This window comes from Paenibacillus sp. fava2, from assembly GCF_058313675.1.
In genome coordinates this window covers 6,132,470-6,156,496 of record NZ_CM177755.1, presented here as the reverse complement: position 1 = coordinate 6,156,496, position 24,027 = coordinate 6,132,470, and the positions used below count along the sequence as shown (strand labels likewise).

The window sequence follows — 24,027 nt, the reverse complement described above, 5'->3', positions numbered from 1 at the left end:
ATGTAAAGTACGTAAAGTTAAAACTGTACACTAAATTTTTAGCGTATACGGGCTTTGCGTCCCTTTTCACAACTCCGCTACACTTATTGAGGAGCAACTGCCTGAATAACGATAAGGGGAAAAGGAGGTCACCATGGCAATTATAGAGGTGAAACAACTAACCAAGGTATTCGGTAACGATGCAGGACGCGCCCTTCCATTACTGGAGCAGGGGTGGTCCAAAGAGAAGATTGCCCGTGAGGCCAAGCTGACCGTAGGGGTCAATAAGGCTGAATTCACCATCGGTGAAGGCGAGATTTTTGTCATTATGGGCTTGTCGGGGAGCGGCAAATCGACGCTTGTCCGGTTATTGAACCGTTTGATTGAGCCTACCGGAGGCCAGGTTTTATTTAAAGGCAAGGATGTCGTCCAGATGAGCTCAGAGGAGCTGCGGACGTTCCGGCGTAAAAATATCGGGATGGTATTCCAGAAGTTCGGCCTGTTTCCGCACCGTACCGTGCTGGCGAATGCCGAATACGGACTTGAAGTACAGGGTGTAGATAAAAAAGAGCGCACCCGCCGTGCCATGGAGGCACTGGAGCTTGTCGGTCTCAAAGGCTGGGAGAATCACCGTCCCGATCAGCTAAGCGGCGGTATGCAGCAGCGTGTGGGCCTGGCCAGAGGGCTGGCCAATGATCCTGATATTCTGCTGATGGATGAGGCGTTCAGTGCGCTTGACCCGCTGATCCGCAAGGATATGCAGCAGGAGCTGCTGGAGCTGCAGGCGAGAGTGAAGAAGACCATCGTGTTCATCACCCATGATCTGGACGAGGCGCTGCGGATCGGTGACCGGATTGCCCTGATGAAGGACGGCGTGATCGTACAGATCGGCACACCGGAAGAAATCCTGATTCAGCCGGCCAACAAGTATGTGGAGCGCTTCGTCGAGGACGTGGATTTGTCCAAGGTACTGACCGCGGCACATGTGATGCGCCAGCCGGAAATGATCCGGCCGGAGCGCGGACCGCGCGTTGCCCTGCAGCTGATGCGGGACAGCGGCGTGTCCAGTCTGTATGTAGCGAATAATGAGATGAAGCTGCAGGGGGTTGTGACGGCTGACGATGCGTCCAGAGCGCTGAAAGAAAACCTGAGCATTCTGGAGGTTATGCAGCGGGAGATTCCCCGTGTACGTCCGGAAACACTGCTGAATGATCTGTTTGAGCTGATGTCAGCGACGCATCTGCCGGTGGCAGTGGTCGATGAGAATGACCGGCTCAAAGGAATTGTCATTAAAGGGGCTGTGCTGTCCGCACTGGCCGGCAACGCGGTTCCGGAAGGAGGTATACAATCATGAACATTCCCAAACTTCCTATAGGTCAGGGTGTAGAGTGGATTGAGGACTGGCTGATGACTTATTTCGGCCCGGTGTTCAGCTTCATCCACATGATTATCGGCGGTATGGTCACCGGGATTGAAACGGCTCTGACCTTTCTTCCGGCGATTGTGCTGACTATTATTATAGCCGCACTTGCTTACTGGATCGGCAAATGGCGGATGGCGCTGTTTGCCGTAGTCGGGCTGCTGCTGATTGACAATCTCGGCCTGTGGGCACCGTCCATGCAGTCGCTGGCGCTGGTGCTGACCGCCTCGGTGCTTGCCGTATTGATCGGCGTGCCGGTCGGCGTGCTCTGCGCCCAGAGCAAAACTGTACAGAATATTGTGACTCCGGTGCTTGACTTTATGCAGACGATGCCGGCGTTTGTCTATCTGCTTCCGGCGGTATCCTTTTTCTCGCTGGGGGTCGTTCCCGGAGTCATCGCTTCGATTATATTTGCGATTCCGCCGACCATCCGTCTGACCAATCTGGGTATCCGCCAGGTGTCGGAGGAACTGGTCGAGGCCGCAGATGCCTTCGGCTCCACACCGGGACAGAAGCTGTTCAAGCTGCAGCTGCCGATTGCGATGCCGACCATTATGGCCGGGATTAACCAGACGATTATGCTGTCGCTGTCTATGGTGGTCATTTCCTCCATGATCGGTGCCCAGGGTGTCGGTGCTTATGTCTACCGGGCCGTATCACAGGCCAAGACGGGTGCGGGCTTTGAAGCGGGGATTGCGATTGTTATTATCGCCATTCTGCTCGACCGTCTGACCCAGAAGCTGTTCAAATCCAAACAACCAAACTAAACAAACTTAGGAGTGTGAGTGATTGATGAAGAAGAAAAGCATGGGATTACTGTTGACTGTTCTGCTGGTGGTGGCTGTCTTAGCCGGATGTTCGTCCGGGGCAGGCGGAAACAAGCCGGTGAAGCTGGCTTACGTTGCTTGGGATTCAGAGATTGCGAGTACTTATGTTGTAAAAGAAGTCCTTGAATCGAAGCTCGATATGTCTGTAGAAATGCTGCAGGTGGATGCCGGCCCCATGTGGGCAGGTGTAGCTGACGGAAGCGCCGATGCGATGGTTGCCGCCTGGCTGCCAAGCACGCATGCTTCTTACCTGGAGCAGTATGGCAGTAAAGTAGAAGACCTGGGTGCCAACCTTGAAGGCACCAAAACAGGCCTGGCAGTTCCAGCCTACATGGATATTAACTCCATTGAGGATTTAAAGGATGCTGATCTGGCAAAAACGCTGCAGAACCGCATTGTCGGAATTGAGCCGGGAGCGGGCATTATGATGACCACTGAAAAAGCTATTGAGGCGTATGGTCTGAGCGATTACATGCTGCTTGAGAGCTCATCGGCGGCAATGGTGCAGGAGCTTGAAAAAGCCTACCAGAGCAATGAGCCGATTGTAGTAACCGGATGGACTCCGCACTGGATGTTTGCCAATATGGACCTGAAATATCTGGAGGACCCTCAGTCTGTATACGGCGGGGCGGAACAGATTCATACTATGGTACGTACGGGCCTGAAGGATGATATGCCAGAGGTATACAGCTTCCTGGACCAGTTCAGCTGGACTCCTGAAGACATGGAGCAGGTCATGGTTGATATTGCGAACGGCCAGTCTCCGGAGGAAGCCGCTAAAAAATGGGTCGGCGAGCATGAGGATCAGGTCAACGCCTGGGTTGCCGCAGTACAGGAATAACGGACTGTACCAGAGTGATTTTTGCAGCAGTAAATAATGTGTGCTATGATGAAAAGAACATAAGGCTACAGAATTGTCATTTTTCAGCCGGCAAGTGTTCTTTACATATATTTTCATACGTAAGCCACAATCCGTAATAAACACCCCGTAAGGGGTGTTTTTCTTGACAAATAAACCATATAAATACTCAGCAGAGCTGACACTGCAATGAGCCGGGAAAGGAGACAGCTCCATGACAGAGGTAATTAACGGCTGGATCGATTGGCTGCTGCAGAGTCTGGGTTTGAGCGGACCCTATATTTTGCTGGCGACCGTACCGCTTACGCTGCTGCAAAGCTTGTTCGGATTTTTTCCGCTGGCCATCTTAATTGTGCTGCATGTGTCCGAGTTTGAAATCATCGGCGGTATGGCGGTCAGCTGGATGGCCTGCAATCTGGGTTCAATCCTCATCTATTTTCTGTTCCGCAGATACCTGTATGGCTGGTTTGACCGCAAATGGAGAGCCAAGCTGAAGCGCTACGACAAATGGCAGCGTTACCTGGACCGGTACGGCATCTGGACGCTGGTGCTGCTGCGTACGGTTCCCATTATGCCCAGCAATATTATTAATTTTATGGCAGCTGTCTCCCCGATCAAGGTATCCTCCTATATCTGGGGCACCGTGCTCGGCAATCTGTCCTATATCTGGCTGTTCGGGACGATCGGTTCTTCACTGATTGTACCGCGTGAAGAGTGGCGCGGATTTCTGGGCTGGTACGCGGTGTTCATCGCTGTTCTGCTTGCAGTCTTCGTGCGCCGCCACTGGGGACATCTGCAGGAGGATAAGCGCAGCAGGATGCAGTAGGAATATTGATTCGGGGAAAAGAATAATAAAAAAGGAAGAACGCTTTTCACGGTGACAGCACTGGGAGGGCGTTCTTCTTTTTTGTCCCATGCCTGAATACCCTATAGTAATGAACGGGCGGCTTGGCCGCGGTGATACCGGGAGGGGACTTACGAGCATGGGCAGAATACGAAAATGGGGGAGCCGCCGGGTGGCGCTGCCGGGTTCACGGCGCCTGGGCCGTCTGCGGCTGCCGAAGATCAGCTGGGACGGCTTGCCACGGCCTGCCTGGCGGAGTCCGGCCTTTAAAGCCAAGCCTTCACGGGCGGGCAGCCAGCGGCCGGCAGCACGGAGCGCGGGGTTCAAAGCCCGGCCGTCCAAGGCAGGAATGGGATGGCCGGCGGGGCAGAAAGCGCGCAGTAAGCAGGGAGGCATGTATGAGGGCGGGACTGCGCAGGGATCGTGGACGCAAAGCGGAGTCCGGAGCACGGGAGGATTGTCCGTAACGCAGGGAAGCGGCAGCAGAGGGAAGCTGTTTGGCCAGCGCGGCGGTAACGGAGGCAGTCCGGCACGTCCGCGCAGACGGGGCCGTTTTTGGCTCATTTTAAGCCTGGTGCTGGTTATCGGTATACTGCAGGGGCTGCGGTATGTGGAACAGCATCTGCGCCCGCCGATTATTCATCTGGCACAGATCCGGGTGAAGCAGATCGCCACCGAATCCATTAACAAAGCGATAACCTCACAGGTTGCGGACGGCGGAGATGCCGAGGCTCTTATCGACTGGAAAACGGATAAAAACGGTAAAATCTCCGGCTTTATGCTCAATTACAGGGAGCATATGCGGATCACCTCACAGGCTGCGGAGGTCATCCAGACAACCCTGCAGGATCTGCATAACCGGACGGAGCATATCCCGCTCGGCCAGGCGCTGGAAAGCCCGCTGATCGCCTCCTTCGGGCCTGATGTCCCGATCAAGATTGAACCGCAGGGCGCGGTTAAGGTAGAACTTAACACCCGCCAGAAAAATGCCGGGATCAATATGATTCTGGTGGAGGTGTATATCCATATTGTTACCGAGGTGGCTGTCGTCGTTCCGTTCGACATGGAGCCGCAGGTGGTCGATACAGAAATTCCGGTCTCTTACCTGATGGTGGTCGGAGATGTGCCGATGTACTATTACGACAACCAGGGCAACCCTGTCGGCGAGAACGGCAGCAGCGCACCGGGCATCGCGATACCGGCCCCAAGCCAGAGCGGGGACAAGAGCGGTGCAGCGGACAGCGGCACTGGTGCGGGAGCGGGCAACGGCTCCGGCGCAGACAGCGGTGTCGGAAACGGCGGAAAGGATGCTCCTGCCGGCAGCGGCAACGCCGCCGACCCGTCCTCCGGCGCGGACAATACCGGAGGCGGCGGGAACGCGGGGAACAGCGGCAATACGGACGGAGGTACAGGGGAGTAAAGGATTGGAGACGGATGGTACCGGCGCTCCTATAGTGAGCGCCGAATAGCGCCGGCAAGCGAATAGAACACCGGGTGCCTGGCACCGGAGTTGTGCGCTAAGCACCCGGCTTCGGGGTCATTAAATATCGAGCAGCAAACCGAGCACCGAACCGAGGGCCAAACGAAGGACCAAACGAAGGACCAAACGAAGGACCAAACGAAGGACCAAACGAAGGACCAAACGAAGGACCAAACGAAGGACCAAACGAAGGACCAAACGAAGAACCAAACCAAGTGCCAAACCAAGCAGCAAATCAGGCGCTACACACCGGGTCACCGAAAGTCGAGTACCGAGCCGCTTAATGTCAGCCTCACTGGTGCTAACGGACCGTACAGCCCTTATTTATTCAATATTGCCCGTTTACCTGGTCTAACGGTCTAACGGACTCAGATGCACTTATTCGTCGGCTGACGGAGCTTTTGGACGGGAAAACGGGCAGATAAGGGCACTGGTGTCCGTTAGCTTCTGATGGCAGGGTACAGGAACCGAATAAGGTCATCTCTGTCCGTTAGGTTTTACAGTAACGGATTTCCACTGCGAACTGCGTGTAGTGGATTATGATAGCTGCAGATTACAGCGGCCGGTAGTGCAAATATCCTCCAAAAAAACGGCCAGTCGATTAAAAGTACAATCATAACGTCAATGTAAATCGTTAGAGCTGCATATTGCTCCACTGGAAGAAAATAGGGATATCCCCCTAACCGGTTCATACACTATAGGTAGCAAAGTTTTTATGTGATGGAGTGTGAATCAGGGATGCCTTATGATGCTGAAGCTGATGCGGTCAGCCCCGAGCGGCTGGCCGGAAGATACTGTTACCTTGAGCGGGAGGGGCTGCTGCCGCTGCCGGCCAAGGACGGTGTGACGATTGTGGTGGAGCTTGCGCACAAGGAGTGGGCGGAAGAATGTCTGAATCGGCTGCTGCTGCATTCGGGTCCTGCTGTCCGCTTGATAGGTGTGGCAATGAAGGAGGATTTTCCGCTGCAGCCGCTTCTGGAACGGTTCTCTGCAGAGGCAGGGCTGTCTTTTCTTCCTTATGAGCGCGGAAATCAGCGGATTAATGAGGCCTTGGCAGATGCCCGGACCTCCTTTGTCGTGCTGCTGGAGGATCGTGTGCTGGTCACAGCCGGCTGGCTGGATGAGCTGCTGTGGCCGGCTATTGATGATCCGGCGACCGGAGTGACAGCCCCGCGCTCCGCGGCGGAGGAGCAGGAAGGCAGAGAGGTGCTGCGGTTTGGCAATGATCTGGAACTGTCCGCTTACGTCAATCATCAGCTGAGCCGCCGCCGGGGAGAATGGCGGGAGGCCGAGGTTCTGAGCGGCCCTTGCCTGGTTGTTACCCGGGAAATGCTGCAGCGGACCGGAGGACTGGATTTCTCGCTCCGGGAGCGGCGCTTCATTATTGCCGACTGGTGCCTGCGTGCCCGCCAGCTGGGCGTGAAGCTTGCACTCAGTGCGGCGTCATATGTACATGTCCTGCAGCCGCTGGCAGCCAGAGGCGCACATCTGGATAGCGAAGCCCAGGCTGCGTACGCTGAAGCGAGGCGGGCTTACTGCGCAAGATGGCGGATGTCGGACGAACGTCTGCGTGAACCCGGGCTTCCCGTACCGGAGAATCTGTCAGCATTGGAGCGGCAGCCGGCCATTCCGCTGGGTAAAACGCCCCCGGCACTGCCGCTTGTGACGGCAGTAGTGTATTTTGAAGAAAAATGGCCGGCCGAGGCTTCCATTCAGCGCCAGCTTTTGCTGCAGGGACAGCAGAGCTACGGAAATATCCGCTGGATCAGTGTCCGTGACAGCTGGACCGACACCACACCGGATTTTCCCGTCCATGAACGGGATACCGTTATTACGGTACAGGGAGAGAAGCCGTGGCTATATGCACTGGAGAACATTTCGGCCATGTACCAAGGCGAAGTGACCGTCTACCTGTCCGCATCCGTCAGCTACGACAGTGAATATGTGGCCCGGATTGTGAAAGCCCTGCTGCACAGCCCTGCCGCTCTGATCGTCAGCGCGGCGCCGGGGCTAGCAGAATCGGAGCTGCCGGGCAATCCGGAGCGGGGCACAGCGGTGGTGCTGCCGCTGGAGCGTACGGCGCATAGGGGAGACATCCTGCCGGGCCGGATTGTAAAACGGGAATCTTCCCGCCGCAGTCTGCTGCTATGTCCGGGACCGGAGCTTGCGGTAGGTTACATAGCAGGGGCGCCTGTTCCGGGAGCCGGAGTCCCCGGCGGAAATGACCGGCCTTTTGAACGAAAAGGAGGGACGCAGCCGTGAACTATATTATTTTCAGCGGAGTCCCCTGGGAGGAATACGGCTACAAAAGGCTGCTGGAGGTGTTGCCGGAGCGGGAGGATGTTGTCTTTACTGGAACCATGACCCGCCCGCAGCAGGAAGACAGCGGCATTCGTGCCCTGTCTCTGGCTGAAGCCTGCACGCTGCCGGCAAAAGAATATACAGCCCTGGTCTCCTCGCCGTACTGGCTGCAGGATGTGCTGTCCTTTGGGCCTGCTTTTATAATCGCTCTGCTGGAGTGCTGCCCGGAAGGGGAGGATGTGAACCTGTGGGATAAGTATAGCGGCCTGCTTGGCGCCAAAGCGGATCTGGTGGGAACGGCCTCGGAGCGTCTGTATCTGGAGCAGCTTTTATCCCGGAGCGGTGTTGTCTATCTGAGCGGGGATGACCCTTTGTCATACGGGATGATCCGCAGGGGGGAGCGGCTGTATTTTCTTGCGGATTTTGAGGCGGTATGGAAAAAAGCGCTCGAAGAGCTGTGGCTGCCGCCGGATACGGATCGCCCGGATGAACCGTGGGCGGAGATCCAGCTCCGGCACCGTGCAGATTATTATCTGTCAATGTGCATGAAGCTGCCGCAGCAGCCAACCGTTCATTATCTGGCCGCCTCGTACTTATATCTGCTTGGTGACGCGCGTGCGGCGGAGCTTTTGACGAAATCCTTTGAGCTGATGCTGCTGCATGATTATACGGATTGTCTGCATTCCCATTACCGTTTCTTCTCGGCCATCGAGGCGAAGCGCGGCAACCTGGAGCTGGCGGTCCGCCAGTACGAAATAACCGCATTTACGTCGGAGGAAAAAGCGTTGTCAGCACAGCTGCAGCGTTGGCTCGGCAGCGGATTGCGTGAGCTGGTGCAGGCGGAGCTTTACCGGGTGAATGAGGACAGTGCTGCAGCAATACGGCTGCTGGCAGGGATGGACAGTCTGGAGGCCAAGTCTCTGCTGCTGCTGAATTATATGGATACCTTCCAATGGGAAAAAGCACTCCGGCTGCAGCAGGAGCTGGACAGCATGACCGCTGAGCCTGCTTCTCTAATGCTGTTTCAGGGGAGCGGTGCAATAGCATCCGTCCTTCTGCAGACCCCTGTAGTGGAAGGGACGCTGCATCTGCTGTGCGGTAAAAGGCATGCGGCAATCCGCAGTTTTTTACGGGCGGCGGGAGCGGACCAGGGAGCACGGGCGCTTTTTGCCGAGATGGCCGATCTGGAGGAAGCTGTCGGACGATTAAGGGGGAGAACAGCCGATGAGGATGTCTGAACCGCTGCGCAAAACCTCCGGGAACCGCCTGACCGCGATGATGCAGGTGCGGAATGAAGCAGGGCGTTATCTGGAGCAGGTGCTGGAGGAGCTGAGCGATTTCGTCGATGAGATCGTGATTGTGGATGACAGCAGTACGGATGGTACGGCGCGGCTGTGCCGTTCTTTTGCCAAAGTGACGAAGCTGGTGACGCTGGAGAGCCCGCTGTTCAGCCGGGAATGGGAGCTGCGGCAGAAACTGTGGGAGCTCGCGGTATCGACGGAGCCCGACTGGCTGCTCTCGGTGGATGCCGACGAATTCTATGAAGAAGCGGCGAAGAGGGAGATGCGCCGGCTGATTGATCAGGATGTCTATGACTGGGTAGCCTTCCGGTTGTACGACTTTTGGGGCACCACCACCCACTACCGCGATGATGAGCAATGGAACCTCCACACCAAGCACACCCGCACGCTGGTCCGCTATCTGCCGGATTATCATTATTTTACGCCGCGGATGAACCATCATGTGCCCCGGCTTCCGCTGTCCTATGCGGCTCTGCCCGGCTTCCTTGCCGAGCTGCGGGTGAAGCATTACGGCTGGGTATTGTCCCCGGAAGAACTGCGGCACAAATACGAGCGGTATATGGATAACGATCCCGAGGGCCGTTGGGGCAGCCTGGAGCAGTACCGCTCTATCCTCGATGAGCATCCGCGGCTGGTGGAGTGGCAGGAGGGGCGTGGGTGAGGGTGGCAAGTTTACAGGAATTTAATGATGATTATTGAAAAAAATAAATAGAATTTAGTTGGGGATTGAATGAAGATAGAATAGTGGCTGGTAGATAAATACGGATTGATGGAAATACCATAGTGGCTGGTGGATAAATGCGGATTGAATGGAAATACAATAGTGGCTGGTAGATAAATGGGGATTTAATGGAAATACCATAGTAGCTGGTAAAATCAATGCCCCTGGTCCGTTGCGGAGCCGGGGCATTGATTTGTTGGAGGTTAGGGGTAGGAGCAATCTAGCTCTTTACACTGGCCAATGATCTGTTACGCAGGGTGCAGAGTGCAGACCGCAGACCGCAGACCGCAGACCGCAGACCGCAGACCGCAGACCGCAGGGTGCAGAGTGCAGACCGCAGACCGCAGACCGCAGAGTGGAGAGTGGAGAGTGCAGACCATACTCCACTCCCCACTCTGGCTTCTAGGGTAAAGTGGGATTTTTTTGTATGGAGATGCATGAAAGCTGAAACGCAAATCAAATCAAAAAAATAGTTGGATTTTCAGCACCTAATTTGATCCAAACCCAAGATTTACAACATTTAGTTGGAAAAATGTCATCTATTCCGGGCCATTTACCGCTCCGGAGGCGCTTTAGACGAAATTAAGTAGCGTTTTTCCACTGCTATGAACGAATTTGTCAATTCTCCTGTTTTCACCCTTTAAACCAAAGGGGTTCAATCCCTTGGGCGTAGAGACAAAATGCGAGTCGTCGGCTGGCACACTGCTATCCGTGGGTTGGTTACCACATGTTATGCCTACGTCGAAGGAGCTGCCGTAAACTTAGTTTCGCACGTCAGATCCGCAGATCCTGTGCAGTGGAAAATCACGGTTTCTCCTCGAACCTTTCTCTTTGTCTCCACGCCCTAAGGATTCAATTTTCGGGAACCTGCCTTTCTACGCTACGCCATTCTTTGTTCTGCATTTCGGGCAATCGACCAGATGAATCCCACTAATTCCCGCCCTACAGCTGCCATCGCCAGATTTCGGTGTTTCCCTCGTTTGACCATTTTCAGATATTTGCGGTGTAACCGTTCCTGTGCTTTCCACGAGGTTTCCTGGACATGCGCACACTGGCCTTCCAGACGCTTTTCTAACTCCCCTTTGACGGCTGGCCGGTGACGGTAACTCCAGGCTGATTCGACAAGTGTACGCCGTACTGCTGCATTGCCGGTTTTGGTTAAACGTCCACGTTTCGTGCTGGCTCCCGAGGAATATTCCCTTGGGACCAGACCTAAATAACTCATAAGCTGAGCTGGCGAACGGAACCGCTCAAAATTCCCAATCTCGACGACCAGCGTCATGGCGGTAAGCAGCGCGATTCCCCGCAGGCCCTGGAGGGCTTGAATCACGGGGGCGTACGGACAGATTTCCGCTTCCTCCCGCATGGCGGCTTCAAACCGTTTGATTCGCTCCTCCACTTCCCGCAGCTCCTGCAGAAGCTCGGCGAATACCCGTTCTTGAGCTGAAAACGCAAACGTCAGGGTGGTTAGCCACTGCCGGTATCTCTTCGTCCAGCGCCGTTTCATTCCTTCCGGTGTGTGAATCTGGTGCCTGAGCAGGAAGTGGATGAGCCGCTGCCGGGTTCGGTGTAACTCGCCACGGGCAGCCTCCCGGGCCCGGATGAGGTCTCGCAAGGCTTCGATTTCTGGAGTTGGCACATGGATCGCAGTCAATTCCCCGGCACGATGGAGCTGGGCCAATCGCTCGGCATCCCGCCGGTCGGTTTTTATCGCATCGCCTGGGCGCTGTGGAATGCGTGAAGGGGCGATAACGGTGCAGGAAATCCCCATTTTCGTCAGCCAATGATACAAGTCATACCCGGTAGGTCCCGCCTCATAGCAGACCTCTAGCGTGACTTCTTGGCTTTGGAGTTTGCGAATTAAACGTCCCACCGCATCGGGCGTGTGGGCAATGGCACTATGATACCGGGCAGGTTCCCGGCCCTCGTCTGCAATCGCCACCACAATTTTTTCTTTAGACACATCCAAACCGACGTATTTTATGGTATTCTTCATAGTAACAGCTCCTTTCGCATGTAGCTCTGAAATGGTGGTTTCTCACTTCCATTTTAACCTACGGTGTGCGAACAGGAGCTGCCTTTCGTTCATCATAACTTTGTTTTCTAGAACTAGTGTTTTTTAGAGAATTAGGTGACGAAAATCCACTTAGTTTTATATTTCACTGCGAGCGGTGCGCCCTGATGCAAAGTCGCGGGGGGTGACGTTATGCGCACGGCCGACGAGAGGGAGTATGCGATTCAAAGCTGTGAATCGGTGAGCATAATGAATTATAGCCGCTGAGAAGCGGCACATGGAATTCAAAGCCGCTGAGCGGCGGAAAGAATCCGCCGCTCAAAGCGGCCCGGCGGAGAAGGTCGCGGACTGCGTCCTCTGCCAGTCTCCGCCAAGGGCCGCCCGCACCAGCAGCAGCCGGGGAATGCTGCCGGCGGGGACGGGCCCCGCTGCAGCGCCAGCTGCCAGCTGCAGCTTGTGATAGGCAAGGCCGATGAGCACGGCCTTGCCTCCCGAGGCCCGCAGCGTCTGTTCAGCTGCGGGCTCAAGCCGGGGCAGCCTGCCGAAGGAGCCGGCAATGGCTGCATACAGCAGCCACTCCGCCGCGCCGGCAGGCGTGCTGTACTGGTGCTCCTGCTCCTCGTAGATGGAGCACCATTGCTCTCGTGCCGCGGCCGGCGCCTGCAGCAGGCCGCCGAGCACCGGCTGCGGCAGGCGCATCCACTGCAGCCGCGGCCCGGCGCTGCGGTATAAGCCCAGCAGGCTGCTCCAGGCCCCCGCCTGTAGCAGCAACTGTGCGGCATACGCGAGCTCCCCGGCATACGCGAGCTCCCCGGCATACGCGAGCTCCCCGGCATACGCGAGCTCCCCGGCATACGCGGGCTCCCCGGCAGCCGGCTGCTGCGCGGCGTCAGGCCCAGCCGCCGGCTGCCGAGCTGCTGTCTGCCCGGCTGCCGGGCCCTCCGGCTGCAGCCGGGCCGCAGCAGCCAGGCCCTGGCGGCAGTCTGCCCGGCTGCCGAGCCAATGCGCTTCCCGGGGCGCATCCCCGGCGCGGCAGGCAACGGCCCAGAGATAGCCGCGGATAAACGGCTGCTCGGCCTCATGCTCCGGCAGCAGCCGCTCCAGGCGGGCGGCAACTGCCGGGAGATTTGCGTGCTGCCGGAACAGCTCCGGCAGCACCTCCAGCACGCGCCGCACGGCAGCGGGCAGCTGCGCGGCTCCGGCGAGCGCCTGCAGCCAGCCGGTCGCGCGGGCGTTGAGCGCTGCCGGAACGAGCAGGCGCAGTGTGGCCGGCGAGAGTGCGCCGCCGGCTGCCCCGGTTAAGGTGATGAGCTGCGGCACATCACCGGACAGCAGGCAGAGCGGCACAAGCTCTGCCCAGGCGGCAGTCAGGTCCGGCGAGAAGCGGACTGCCTGCACATAGTGCTTCTTTGCTGCCCCGAACAGGTACAGCTGTTCACTGACCTGCCCGGCCAGCAGGCTGGTACGGCTGGTGCCGCTGCCGGAAGAGGAAGGATATTTATGGGCCGTATTTCCGCAGCGCAGCGCCTCAAGCAGAAGCCCGTATGCTTGGGGCACCGCGCATTCCTCCAGCAGCAGCCTGGCATAGCACTCCAGCAGATCGGTGAAATCGGGAAACCTGGCCAGTCCGTCACTATAAACGGCTCTGGCTTCAGGGCTGCGCCCGGCAGCCTGCAGTGCATAGGCGGCTTTCAGATAGATATCGGCTGTATAACCCTGACCGGGCATCGTATCCTGCAGCAAAGGGAGCAGAATATCTGCGGCTGAACTATACTCACCCTGCTGATAGTACTCGGTGCCCAGCGCATAACGGAGGGAATAGCTCCCGGGATCAAGCTGTAAGGCGGCCCGGATGAGGTCCAGATTGCGGGCGGTTTTCTTTTTGAGCAGCAGCTCTTCGTCCACATATCCATAGTGAAGCACAGGCAGATCCGCGTAAGTAATCCTGCCGTCCGGAAGCGCCCAAATGCTGCTGGCAGCCTCCTCATGAATGGTCCCGTGAAAAAAAATTCCCGGATCGTTCCTGAACAGCCGGCAGACGTTATCTGTAACATATTCCCCCCCGGCAGTACTGCCAACATAATGGATGAAAGGCAGGAAATAACCTTGAACCGCAGTGTTATCCAAAAGCTGCAGCAACGCTTCCGTCTGCCAGCCGTCAGTCACTTCATCCGCATCCAGTACCAGAATCCACGGGCAGGAGGCCTGGCGGAGAGTCAGATTCCGGGCTTTGGCAAAATCGTGCTCCCAGGGAATCCGGATTACTCTTGCCCCAAAGCTGCGGGCAATGTCCATGCTTCCGTCAGTGGAGCCGGTGTCCGCGATGATGATCTCCGATACCAGGCCCTGTACGGAGGATAAGCACCGGCTCAGATGCCGGGCTTCGTTTTTGACGATCATGCAGAGGGAGAGTGCGGGATTATCCATTCAAAGCGTCCTCCTTCTTACTCTCCTGTCCGGGGAAGCGGCAGTGTTAGGCGTACCCTGGCTGCAGCAGCACTGTAGCCGGAAGTAGCAGGCAGCGCGGCCAGCATGCGGTCAGCCAGCAACAGCCAGGCGCGGCTGGATCTGGAGGCAGAGCCCGCCGCAGAAGGGCCGTGCTCCGGTACGTAAGCAGCCGGATGACTCAGCAGCTGGGTAATATCTTGATGCTGCAGCTGGTCAACCGGTACAGCATTGACCCGCTGCAAAAGGCGGAGCAGGGCAGCTGCATCATCATCTGAAGGTAAACCAGATGATGATGCAGCAGCTGGCACAGCCTCATGCACAGCAGGCAACTTACCGTACAGATGTATCTCAGCACCACCACCCGGCATATCCGCATCCATCACTCCTGTAGCTCCCCCGCCACCCGGCGAACTTATGTCTGTTACTTCTGCGTCTCTCTTTGGCGAGTTCTCGTTCACTGTCTCAGCACCACCACCCGGCATATCCGCATCCATCACTCCTGTAGCTCCCCCGCCACCCGGCGAACTTATGTCTGTTACTTCTGCGTCTCTCTTTGGCGAGTTCTCGTTCACTGTCTCAGCACCACCGCCCGGCAAATCCGCATCCGCCGCTCCCGCGCTCGCCCGTATAACCTCCGCCGCAGCAGCAAAGCAGCCCTCCGCCAGCAGCAGCCCGGCCAGACGGGGGCCGTCTGCCGTTAACTGCGGCAGATGCTCCCTCAGCCAGCCGGCAAGCTCATGTTCGCGGCCGGCGCATTTCATTATCCGCACGAGCCGTACAAGGAGAGGGACGGGGGCGGGGTGAAGCTGGGCCGCCCGGGTGTAGCAGGCGATAGCTTCGCCGGCTTCCCCGGCTTCCCCGGTTTCCTGGCATAGCTGCCCGAGTGCAGCGTAGGTCAGATAAGTGCCCAGCCCGGATTCGGTGTGATAGCCCGGAGGCGAGACACCGATATCCAGCGCCTGCCGGAATGCCTGCCTGGCCGCAGCAAAAGCCCCAGCCTGCAGCAGCAGAACCCCCTTGATATGGTGGAGATCGGGATAATCAGGGAAAAGCGCGCAGCCCCTGATGCAGGCATCCAGCGCACCCGTCTGGTCACCGGACATGATCCGGCAGCGTGCTTCGTATTTGTACAGCAGATGAATGAAGCTGGTATCCGGCTCTGCCTCAGCCAGCGAAAGCTTGATGTGCTCCAGCGCCTGAGTGTAATCTCCAAGCCGCATATACTCGACCGCCGTATTGAACTGGTGAAAAGCATCCCGCGGGTTCAGCTTCAGCTGCTCTTTCAGCAGGCTGAGATTGCGGCTGATTTTATCCTTTTTGGCCACAACCCCGTCGGCATAGCCGTAATGGTGCACGGATACCGTACTCAGGTGCATGGCTGCCGCCGGTGTAGCCTCGACAATTGCAGAAGCAATCTGCTCGTGGATGATGCCGCTGAACCGGTATTGCGGACGGTTGCGGAACATCCGGAGAATCGGATTGACCGTAATGACCGGTGAGGAGAGCTCAGTCCCTTTATGATTATGAATCCGTACAAAAAATCCCTCATACTCCGTATGCTCCGCACACAGCAGCAGCTCGCCCTTGCCCTGTGCATCCAGCTCCTCATCTGCATCCAGTACAAGAATCCATGTCCCGCGTGCCTGCTCCAGTCCGGCGTTTCGGGCGGCAGCGAAATCTCCGGTCCAGGGATAAGAGACGATTCGGGCTCCAAAGCTGCGGGCAATCGAAAGGGTGGCATCTGTCGAGCCCGTATCGACGATGATCAGCTCATCCGCGACACCATGTACGCTTGTTAGGCAGCGGGCCAGGGTGTCGGCTTCATTTCTGACAATCATGCACAGTGAGATCAGCGGTTTACGCTGGAGCCTGCTCATGGCTTAGCACCCCCGGGGAGCCTGCGCCTGCTCCAGCTGGTATGCCAGGGCGTGCGGTTTAGCGCTGTAATGGCGTTTTTGACGGATGCAAGATCCTCCAGGACTGGTCCTTGAGGGTAGCCTTCCACGAAGCCGGCAAGCACCTTTTCCAGATCGGCCGCGGCCAGCTGCAGGTAGCATACGGATAAACCGGCACGTGCAGCGTCCTCCTGCCCTGTTACCGCAAGCGCCTGCTGGAACCATCCGGCAGCCTGCTCATAATGGCTGTTGTCATGCAGCATTTCCCCGATATAAAAAGCAACCCGGTTCCCCGCCTGCACATCTCCAGCCAGCTCAATAAAACGTTCTCCGGCTTCCTCCAGACGGCCTGCCTTATAGAGAGCTGCCGCCAGCTCAGCCTGATGAACAGATGATAGTCCGGCCAGAGCCTCGGCAACCGGGTCCAGCCGCAGCTTAACTGCAAGAGGGATCAGCCGTGTCAAAAGCAGGGATAATGCAGGGTCATCAGCGAGGGTTCCGGCGTTTTCCCCTTTACTGGCAGGCCTCTCCGGTGTCAGGCCCTGCAGCTGATTGAGCATGTGCCAGCTGGTCCGTTCACCCTCCGGCATAGCAGCCAGCTGGCTGTTCTGCAGCGGTATGCCCTGTCCCCACAGGCACAGAGCCTCAAGCACACGCAGCTCCTGCAGCAGCTCAGGGCTCATGTCCCCGGAAGCCTGCTGATTCAGGCCGCTGCGGATAAGCGGCAATGCCGTTTCTGGCCCACCGGTAACGAGCCAGGCGGCGCTGATCTGAAGCAAAGTATCTTTTTCCGGCAGAATAAGCCCGCCCGGCAGCCCGCATATCGCTTCAAAGGCATCAGCGTCGTATAAGGCCCTGATAATCGCCGCTCTTCCCGCAGGCTGATCTGCCGGAACCAGCTGCAGCAGCAGGGCGGCAATATCACTGTCCGGCACGTCAAGACGCTGAAAGGAAGTGACGATCCCCGACAGTGCAGGGGCGTACAATGCAAAATGCTGCAATGAACGGTGAAATAGTCTTGCGGCTTCCTCCGGCTTTCCCAGCTGCAGTGCGATTACGCCCATACGATGCAGCGGACGGAAGGTAGTGATTCCATGCTCGCTGACGTATTTTTCCTGGAAAAAGCGATTTTCAGAGAGGGCTTCAGCATGCTGATACGCCTGAAAAGCACGCTCCGGCAATCCTTGGCACTCCCAGGACTGGCCCTGCAGATGATGCAGATCCGGGTAGTCGCTGTAACGTTCCAGCTCCCGGGCCAGAAGCGCGTCTATCGCGGTCATTTTTCCGGCAGCCAGGTAGATTTTAGCCAAATCCCGGATCATTGCCGGACGGTACGAAGCCAGCAGCGGGGCCTGGTTCAGGGTATGGCGCAGCAGCTCCTCCGCCTCCTGCAGCTGTCCGGTCTGGCAGCAGGCCACGGCCAGATTATACCTGGAAAAGTCATCCTCCGGATGCTCGGCCACTGCGGTGCGCAGAAGCCTTTCGTTGCGTGCCGCTTTATTTTTCTGCAGCATGGTCTCCGGTAAGTATCCGTAATGGAACAGCTTGACGGAGCTGTGTCCAATCACCGAAGTCCCGTGTCTGCTGATAATGGACTGATCGATGCCTTCGTGGATTTTGCCGGTGTACCGGTAGCCCTGTCCTCCCCGGAATAGGCGTACAGCCCAGTGGTGCAGGCGTTCTTCCGCCCCGCGTCCGAGCAGGCTGTCTATACTTACGGTAAAGGCCTCGGCAGCAGTGCCGGTGAGCATCTGCCGGATTTCAGCCAGCGGGGTATCCAGCACCTCATCGGCGTCTATGACCAGAATCCAGTCGGCTGTGGCTTGGGCGAGCCCGGTGTTGCGGGCTTTTGAGAAATCATCTTCCCATTCGTACTGCAGTACTCTGGCCCCGTAAGCTTCAGCGACAGCTATGGAATGATCCTCCGATCCGGTATCTACGATAATGAGCTCGTCAGCTCCGGCTACACTTTTCAGGCAGGCTGGCAGCAGCGCGGCTTCATTACGGACAATCAGATGTACTCCGAGTGTAGGTCTGGTCATGGTAACTTCCTCCTTGGCAGGCAAAATAATGGCTCTTGCGGCAATCAGCCGGCAATGTCCGGCCTATGTATCCGGTAAAAGGTGCCCGCGGAAGAAAAGAGCGCATGGGGATACATGCACTCTTTTGCCTCTACAGGATATGACGGACGACTTGCTTACGTTCCCTGGGCGTCAAAAATGACATTAATCGTTGAAGCTGCACCCGGTGTAGCTGATTGATACGAAAGACGGGTGTACTTGAGGAACCGTGCCGGCACAATGACATCTACCGAACCGGCAGGCAGCGGATTGTCTCCGGTGGTATCAACAAAATAATTAGTACCGTCTGCACTGATCTCCACCCGCGTATTCACCGGATTGGCTCCGTTATTCAGGATGAAGTAGGAGTAGGTACCAAGCACGCTTGTTGTATTCGCCGGAAGCGGAGTATAGGCATCGGCGGTCGGGATGGCCAGTGTGGCCTGCTCAATAAAGCTGCGCTGTGAAATGGAGGTTACACTGCTGAGTGTACCGGCGGTGATGGTAGCACCGAGCACGCTGGTGATCGTACCATTAAGCAGGTTGGTTACCGTGCCTGCGGAAGATAATGTACCGGCAGTAATCGTAGCACCGAGCACGCTGGTGATGGTCCCGTCGAGCAGGTTGGTTACCGTACCTGCGGAAGACAAGGTACCGGCAGTAATCGTAGCACCGAGCACGCTGGTGATGGTCCCGTCGAGCAGGTTGGTTACTGTACCGGCGGAGGACAAGGTACCGGCGGTGATGGTAGCACCGAGCACGCTGGTGATCGTACCATTAAGCAGGTTGGTTACCGTGCCTGCGGAAGATAATGTACCGGCAGTAATCGTAGCACCAAGCACGCTGGTGATGGTCCCGTCGAGCAGGTTGGTTACCGTACCTGCGGAGGACAAGGTACCGGCAGTGATGGTAGCACCGAGCACGCTGGTGATCGTACCGTCGAGCAGGTTGGTTACCGTACCTGCGGAGGACAAGGTACCGGCAGTAATGGTAGCACCCAGCACGCTGGTAATGGTCCCGTCGAGCAGGTTAGTTACCGTACCTGCAGAGGACAACGTACCGGCGGTGATGGTAGCACCGAGCACGCTGGTGATCGTACCATTAAGCAGGTTGGTTACAGTACCGGCGGAAGATAATGTACCGGCAGTAATCGTAGCACCGAGCACGCTGGTGATGGTCCCGTCGAGCAGGTTGGTTACCGTACCTGCGGAGGACAACGTACCGGCAGTGATGGTAGCCCCGAGCACGCTGGTGATCGTACCGTCAAGCAGATTGGTTAAAGTCCCGGCAGTAATCGTAGCACCGAGCACGCTGGTAATGGTCCCGTCGAGCAGGTTAGTTACCGTACCTGCAGAGGACAACGTACCGGCGGTGATGGTAGCACCCAGCACGCTGGTGATGGTCCCGTTCAAGAGGTTCGTTACCGTACCTGCGGAGGACAACGTACCGGCAGTGATGGTAGCGCCAAGCACGCTGGTGATGGTCCCGTCGAGCAGGTTGGTTACTGTACCTGCGGAAGACAGGGTACCGGCAGTAATGGTGGCGCCAAGCACGCTGGTAATGGTCCCGTTCAGGATGTTGGTTACTGTACCTGCGGATGTTAATGTACCGGCAGTAATGGTAGCGCCAAGGATGCTGGAGATCGTGCCGTTCAGAATGACGGTGGTCAGGTTTCCGCTGGGGTCTGTAGTCAGCGGCAGATCATTTAAGGTGGACGGGTCCCGGCCAAAAATCAGCGTACGCAGATTATCCGGGTTGGATTGAAACGAACTGTAATTCGGCACAGTGGATCACCCCTTTTTCATAGAATAGAATGTGCAGGGCATGCTCGGGCAAAAGACCCAAACCGTCGTCTGGGTCTCAGTCGGGATAAGCTCTGCGCAGGCAAGCCAGAAAGCCTGTACGGATGTAAAATAAGCCATTCGAATGGTGTGATATTAATATATGGGGAAGGTAAGAGGATGCTTGGGCAGCGCGGGGGAAAAATACGCGGATTTTCAGACAACCTGTAGCCGCCGGCGGCATAAAATAAAAGTATTCTCGGAAGAGGGAGGGGCAGAAACATGCCGAATGATGCTGTTTTTAACCAGAGCAGCCAGCCTTTATATACCGAACAGGTCAATACTTATCTTGCTCCGGCAATTGATTCCTTTCCGGAGGCTGATGCGGCCATGTCCGGCCTGCTGTTTGCCATTCCGTTTGCCTCTACAGTTACTACATCGGCTCCGCTGGTGATCCAGCTGTTCAACCCGGCGGGCAGCGGACGCACCGCGTACGTCTCAAGGGTAACAGCAAGCTCGGCTGCAGCGGCAGTGACGCTGACCCTGCTGCGGAATGCAACGGTCACGGGGTCTACAGGGACACCGGTCAATTTTAACTTCGGAAGCAGCGTGACCAGCGTAATGACAGCCCGCACGGCCACAGCAGCGCCTACCGGCTCGCCGGCCACTCTGGCTTCACTGCTGCTGGCTGCAGGTCCGCTTATTGTCGATTATAACGGGCGGATTATCGTGCCTCCCGGCAGCTCCCTGACGGTCTCCATAACAATAGCCTCTGGAAGCTCAGCCGCAACCGGCTCGATTAACTGGTGGGAATATTAAAGCGGGAGAGGAGGGTACCAGTGCCTAATCATAATGTGTTCAATGACAATGATCAGCCGCTGTTTGTGGAGATGACCAATACGTTCCGGTCGCCGGATATTTCAGCTCCGCCGGAGATGGATGCTTCGGAAAGCGCGGTCCTGTATTCGGCCAACGCCTCCGCCAGTGCCACGGTTGTTCTAAGCCTGATTTCGGCAATCATCTCTGTCCGTATCAATAACCCGGCCGGCAGCGGCCGGACGGTCTATATTTCCCGGATTACCGGGAGCATCGGAGGTTCTTCCCTGCTGTCCGCCATGTCCGGCAGTTTTACGATTGTCAGAGGCGGAACGTTATCCTCGCCGCAAGCCCTGTCTCCTGTTAACAATAATCTGGCCAGTGCGGCTGTCAGCGGCATGACGGTGCAGTCCTCTACGGCGGCAGTCAGCGGGGGAACAGTGCTGAACAGCTACCAGCTGGCACCGGGAAGCTTTTCACAGGCATTTACAGGCAGCATTATTGTGCCTCCCGGCAGCTCGCTGAGTGCGAATGTAACCTCCTCCAGCTCAGCGGTGGGGCTGGTCATCACCTCAGCCCTGAGCCTGACCTGGTGGGAGAGCTGACCACGCTCACCCGGGAGACCTGCATGGCTTAAGCCTTGACGATTGAATCGTTAAGGCTTATTTTGCATTTATTGGATACAATGAAGCATAGGTACAGCGTCTGCTGTATATTTTCCCGTAAGAAATGAGGTCAGTTATGGACAGCTGTCTATTCATTCACGGCTTTACCGGCGGAGAATATGAGATTTCCCCGTTGTCACAGTATATGGAGCAGCATGATTACCGTTCCCGGACCTTTACACTTAAGGGTCATGGCGGCGGCAGACAGGAGCTCAAACAGTCCGACAGATTCGGCTGGCTGCAAAGCGCTGAGGAAGAATTGAACAAGCTGCTGGAGAAACAGGAGCCCGTACATTTAATCGGATTTTCCACCGGCGCGCTGATTGCTTCCCATTTGTCTGTGCAGTACCGTGCCGGCGTCAAGTCACTTACCCTGCTGTCGGCACCCGTGTTCCCGCTTAATCCGCTGGAGATTGTGAGAACACTGGGCAAGCCGGCTATGCTCAAAAATTATATCAGCAAGTTCGGCTCCACACCGCCCAAAGCCACCCGGGAGTTTCAGCGTCTGGTCCGTGAGAGCTTTGATATTTATCCGCAGATTACTGCTCCTACCCTGATTGTGCAGGGAACCAGGGATCATCTAGTAAAAACCAAAAGCGCCGGGTTTCTGGAGCAGACGATTCCGTCCGGACAGAAGCAGGTGCTGATGGTAGAGCAAAGCGGACATATGGTCTGCCATTGTGACAAGCAGGATCGGGTAATGCAGAAGGTGCTGCATTTCATCAGACAAGCTGGTGCTTCATAAGCCTGCGGCTGAAGGGAATTGACAACGTATACAGCAGATGGTAATTTCAATTTAGAGAAACCGGTTTCCCTGGTGAAAATAAGGCTTTTAAGCAGCCGCTACCGGCCCATGGCCACCTTCACTCAGGAATCCGGACGATTTTACCTAAATAAGGAGACTGTATAAATATGCCGACACGCTGGTTTTTCCACCATACTGCTGAGGATCCGTTTGCTTTCCCGGACGGAAAAGGGGCGCTGAAGCTCCGCTTGTTCGTGCCCTCCGGCCTGCAGCTGTGCTGCACCGTCATTCATTCGGACCGCTATGATTCACCCGGGAGTGAGCAGCCGCTCCTGATGGAATGGATAGGCTCAGCCGGAGCTTATGAGCTTCATGAGGCAGTCATTCTGACCGCAACCGGCAGATGCCGTTATGTGTTCCACGCTTCTGATCCGGCGGGTAATTACGCGTGGTATGGGGAGAGAGGGGTAGCCGGAAACCGCGAGCATGCCGGAGCTTTCCAGTATGCTTACATGCACCGGCCCGAAGCGATGGCAGTGCCGTCATGGAGCAGCGGGTCGATCGTATACCAGATTTATCCCAATAGCTATAATCAGGGAACCCTGCAGGGCATTACGGATAAAATCCCGTATCTCCAGGAGCTTGGCGTAACAGCCGTCTACATGACCCCGATTTTTGAATCCCCATCCGAGCACAAGTACAATACTTCCGATTATTACAGGATTGACCCCGCCTTCGGAACCGCAGAGGACCTGAAAAAACTGGTGGAGGAAGCTCATAGACATGGCATCCGGGTACTGCTGGATGCGGTGTTTAATCATGCCGGTGATACTTTTTTTGCATTTAGGGATGTGCTGGAAAAGGGCGAGCAGTCGCGTTATAAGGACTGGTTCTTTATCCGTTCCTATCCGGTCAGCCAGCTGCCGGCCCCGACCTATGAAACCTTTGCCAAAGCCGAAGCGCATATGCCCAAGCTGAACATGGATAATCCCGAAACCGCTGAATATATGCTTGCCGTGGCGAAGCACTGGATTCGTGAGGCGGGAATTGACGGCTGGAGGCTTGATGTGGCCAATGAGGTGAATCCGCAGTTCTGGACACGGCTGCGCCGTGAGCTCAAGGCGGAATTTCCCGACCTGCTGCTGATCGGCGAGATCATGCATGCCTCCGGGTCCTGGCTGAGGGGCGACCAGTTTGACGGCGGGATGAATTATGTGCTGCGGGAGGCGGTGCTGGAGTTTTTTGCGCTGCAGTCAGCCGGGCCGGTACGCTTCATGGAGCAGCTGCTGCATATCGAAGCGCTGTATAATGACCAGGCTAATTCAGCCATGTTCCAATTGCTGGGCAGCCATGATACCGAACGTTTTCTAACCGCCTGCAGGGAGAACGGGCGCGGCTGGGACAGGCAGGGAACAGCGCTCGCCCGGATGAGGCTGGCTGTCTTTTTTCAAATGACCTACATCGGTATTCCAATGATCTACTACGGGGATGAAGTCGGCATGGAAGGGGCGACCGACCCGCATTGCCGCAAGCCGATGCTGTGGCAGGAACAGGAGCAGAACAGGGAGCTGTATGAGTGGTATAAAACGCTGATTGCCTTGAGGAAACAGCATGTAATCCTGCAAAAAGGCGCATTCCGCCCTTGGTTCACCGATGAGGTCCGCGGTGTCCTGGGCTTCGTGCGCCGATGGGAACAGGATAAGATCGCTGTTCTGATTAATAATTCTCCTAATGCCTACCAGCTTGAGCTGAACAGTATCCGGGCAGATAAAAAAGTGCTGACCGAGCTGCTCAGCGGACTGACCATCCGCAATGCCGGGAAAATACTTGTTGAGCTTGAGCCGTTCGGCTGTATGCTGCTGTACTGAGCC

At 56.6% G+C, this 24,027-nt stretch carries 17 protein-coding genes; 12 read left to right on the top strand and 5 right to left on the bottom strand.

Translation table 11 applies throughout. The features are described 5' to 3' along the window. The first annotated feature begins 133 nt into the window (after positions 1 to 133). The 8 genes from AC4G46_RS27055 to AC4G46_RS27020 all read left to right on the top strand — a co-directional run bounded on the left by AC4G46_RS27055 (position 134) and on the right by AC4G46_RS27020 (position 9,672). Entirely contained in the window at positions 134 to 1,333 is a 1,200-nt protein-coding gene (locus tag AC4G46_RS27055) for a quaternary amine ABC transporter ATP-binding protein (RefSeq protein WP_491125426.1), read from the top strand. Beyond that, positions 1,330 to 2,166: an ABC transporter permease gene (locus AC4G46_RS27050; RefSeq protein WP_491125425.1), complete on the top strand. Its 837-nt coding sequence runs from the start codon at positions 1,330 to 1,332 to the stop codon at positions 2,164 to 2,166. Before AC4G46_RS27055 ends, AC4G46_RS27050 begins: the two co-directional genes overlap by 4 nt. A 25-nt stretch (positions 2,167 to 2,191) precedes the next feature. Next, positions 2,192 to 3,067 carry a glycine betaine ABC transporter substrate-binding protein gene (locus AC4G46_RS27045; protein ID WP_491125424.1) on the top strand — a complete coding sequence of 292 codons (876 nt, stop codon included), beginning with the start codon at positions 2,192 to 2,194 and terminating at the stop codon, positions 3,065 to 3,067. Between the two features lie 232 nt (positions 3,068 to 3,299). Then, positions 3,300 to 3,911, top strand: a complete 612-nt coding sequence (locus AC4G46_RS27040; RefSeq protein ID WP_491125423.1) for a TVP38/TMEM64 family protein — start codon at positions 3,300 to 3,302, stop codon at positions 3,909 to 3,911. Between the two features lie 412 nt (positions 3,912 to 4,323). Continuing rightward, entirely contained in the window at positions 4,324 to 5,349 is a 1,026-nt protein-coding gene (gene yunB / locus AC4G46_RS27035) for a sporulation protein YunB (protein ID WP_491128984.1), read from the top strand. Between the two features lie 798 nt (positions 5,350 to 6,147). Further along, the gene (locus AC4G46_RS27030) at positions 6,148 to 7,671 is read left to right on the top strand and encodes a glycosyltransferase family protein (protein WP_491125422.1); all 1,524 of its coding nucleotides are present in this window, start codon (positions 6,148 to 6,150) and stop codon (positions 7,669 to 7,671) included. Further along, a complete protein-coding gene (locus AC4G46_RS27025; RefSeq protein ID WP_491125421.1) occupies positions 7,668 to 8,948 on the top strand; it encodes a hypothetical protein in 1,281 nt (426 codons plus the stop codon). Before AC4G46_RS27030 ends, AC4G46_RS27025 begins: the two co-directional genes overlap by 4 nt. Further along, on the top strand, positions 8,935 to 9,672 hold the full coding sequence (locus tag AC4G46_RS27020; protein ID WP_491125420.1) for a glycosyltransferase: 738 nt from the start codon (positions 8,935 to 8,937) through the stop codon (positions 9,670 to 9,672). Before AC4G46_RS27025 ends, AC4G46_RS27020 begins: the two co-directional genes overlap by 14 nt. 940 nt (positions 9,673 to 10,612) lie before the next feature. Here AC4G46_RS27020 and AC4G46_RS27015 read toward each other — a convergent pair. From AC4G46_RS27015 to AC4G46_RS26995, 5 genes are all read right to left on the bottom strand, one after another. After that, the gene (locus AC4G46_RS27015) at positions 10,613 to 11,728 is read right to left on the bottom strand and encodes an IS110 family RNA-guided transposase (protein ID WP_491125419.1); all 1,116 of its coding nucleotides are present in this window, start codon (positions 11,726 to 11,728) and stop codon (positions 10,613 to 10,615) included. A 336-nt stretch (positions 11,729 to 12,064) separates the two neighbouring features. After that, positions 12,065 to 14,173: a tetratricopeptide repeat-containing glycosyltransferase family 2 protein gene (locus AC4G46_RS27010; RefSeq protein WP_491125418.1), complete on the bottom strand. Its 2,109-nt coding sequence runs from the start codon at positions 14,171 to 14,173 to the stop codon at positions 12,065 to 12,067. A 17-nt stretch (positions 14,174 to 14,190) separates the two neighbouring features. Further along, a complete protein-coding gene (locus tag AC4G46_RS27005; RefSeq protein ID WP_491125417.1) occupies positions 14,191 to 16,071 on the bottom strand; it encodes a tetratricopeptide repeat-containing glycosyltransferase family 2 protein in 1,881 nt (626 codons plus the stop codon). Then, entirely contained in the window at positions 16,068 to 18,131 is a 2,064-nt protein-coding gene (locus tag AC4G46_RS27000) for a tetratricopeptide repeat-containing glycosyltransferase family 2 protein (RefSeq protein ID WP_491125416.1), read from the bottom strand. Before AC4G46_RS27000 ends, AC4G46_RS27005 begins: the two co-directional genes overlap by 4 nt. 155 nt (positions 18,132 to 18,286) lie before the next feature. Beyond that, positions 18,287 to 19,933, bottom strand: coding sequence for a DUF6385 domain-containing protein (locus AC4G46_RS26995; protein ID WP_491125415.1), 1,647 nt, complete (start codon positions 19,931 to 19,933; stop codon positions 18,287 to 18,289). A gap of 279 nt (positions 19,934 to 20,212) precedes the next feature. Between AC4G46_RS26995 and AC4G46_RS26990 the strand changes: the two genes are divergently transcribed. The 4 genes from AC4G46_RS26990 (at position 20,213) to AC4G46_RS26975 (ending at position 24,024) form a co-directional block, all read left to right on the top strand. After that, on the top strand, positions 20,213 to 20,749 hold the full coding sequence (locus AC4G46_RS26990; protein ID WP_491125414.1) for a hypothetical protein: 537 nt from the start codon (positions 20,213 to 20,215) through the stop codon (positions 20,747 to 20,749). 20 nt (positions 20,750 to 20,769) lie between these two features. Next, the gene (locus tag AC4G46_RS26985; RefSeq protein WP_491125413.1) at positions 20,770 to 21,351 is read left to right on the top strand and encodes a hypothetical protein; all 582 of its coding nucleotides are present in this window, start codon (positions 20,770 to 20,772) and stop codon (positions 21,349 to 21,351) included. A 136-nt stretch (positions 21,352 to 21,487) separates the two neighbouring features. Continuing rightward, positions 21,488 to 22,156, top strand: a complete 669-nt coding sequence (locus AC4G46_RS26980) for an alpha/beta hydrolase (protein WP_491125412.1) — start codon at positions 21,488 to 21,490, stop codon at positions 22,154 to 22,156. A gap of 167 nt (positions 22,157 to 22,323) precedes the next feature. Further along, a complete protein-coding gene (locus tag AC4G46_RS26975; protein ID WP_491125411.1) occupies positions 22,324 to 24,024 on the top strand; it encodes an alpha amylase N-terminal ig-like domain-containing protein in 1,701 nt (566 codons plus the stop codon). The last annotated feature ends 3 nt before the right edge of the window (positions 24,025 to 24,027 follow it).

Coding starts and splice junctions, on each gene's coding strand:
- AC4G46_RS27055 (WP_491125426.1), top strand. CDS start 134: ATGGCAATTATAGAGGTGAAACAACTAACCAAGGTATTCGGTAACGAT.
- AC4G46_RS27050 (WP_491125425.1), top strand. CDS start 1,330: ATGAACATTCCCAAACTTCCTATAGGTCAGGGTGTAGAGTGGATTGAG.
- AC4G46_RS27045 (WP_491125424.1), top strand. CDS start 2,192: ATGAAGAAGAAAAGCATGGGATTACTGTTGACTGTTCTGCTGGTGGTG.
- AC4G46_RS27040 (WP_491125423.1), top strand. CDS start 3,300: ATGACAGAGGTAATTAACGGCTGGATCGATTGGCTGCTGCAGAGTCTG.
- yunB (WP_491128984.1), top strand. CDS start 4,324: ATGTATGAGGGCGGGACTGCGCAGGGATCGTGGACGCAAAGCGGAGTC.
- AC4G46_RS27030 (WP_491125422.1), top strand. CDS start 6,148: ATGCCTTATGATGCTGAAGCTGATGCGGTCAGCCCCGAGCGGCTGGCC.
- AC4G46_RS27020 (WP_491125420.1), top strand. CDS start 8,935: ATGAGGATGTCTGAACCGCTGCGCAAAACCTCCGGGAACCGCCTGACC.
- AC4G46_RS27015 (WP_491125419.1), bottom strand. CDS start 11,728: ATGAAGAATACCATAAAATACGTCGGTTTGGATGTGTCTAAAGAAAAA.
- AC4G46_RS27010 (WP_491125418.1), bottom strand. CDS start 14,173: ATGGATAATCCCGCACTCTCCCTCTGCATGATCGTCAAAAACGAAGCC.
- AC4G46_RS27005 (WP_491125417.1), bottom strand. CDS start 16,071: ATGAGCAGGCTCCAGCGTAAACCGCTGATCTCACTGTGCATGATTGTC.
- AC4G46_RS27000 (WP_491125416.1), bottom strand. CDS start 18,131: ATGACCAGACCTACACTCGGAGTACATCTGATTGTCCGTAATGAAGCC.
- AC4G46_RS26990 (WP_491125414.1), top strand. CDS start 20,213: ATGCCGAATGATGCTGTTTTTAACCAGAGCAGCCAGCCTTTATATACC.
- AC4G46_RS26980 (WP_491125412.1), top strand. CDS start 21,488: ATGGACAGCTGTCTATTCATTCACGGCTTTACCGGCGGAGAATATGAG.
- AC4G46_RS26975 (WP_491125411.1), top strand. CDS start 22,324: ATGCCGACACGCTGGTTTTTCCACCATACTGCTGAGGATCCGTTTGCT.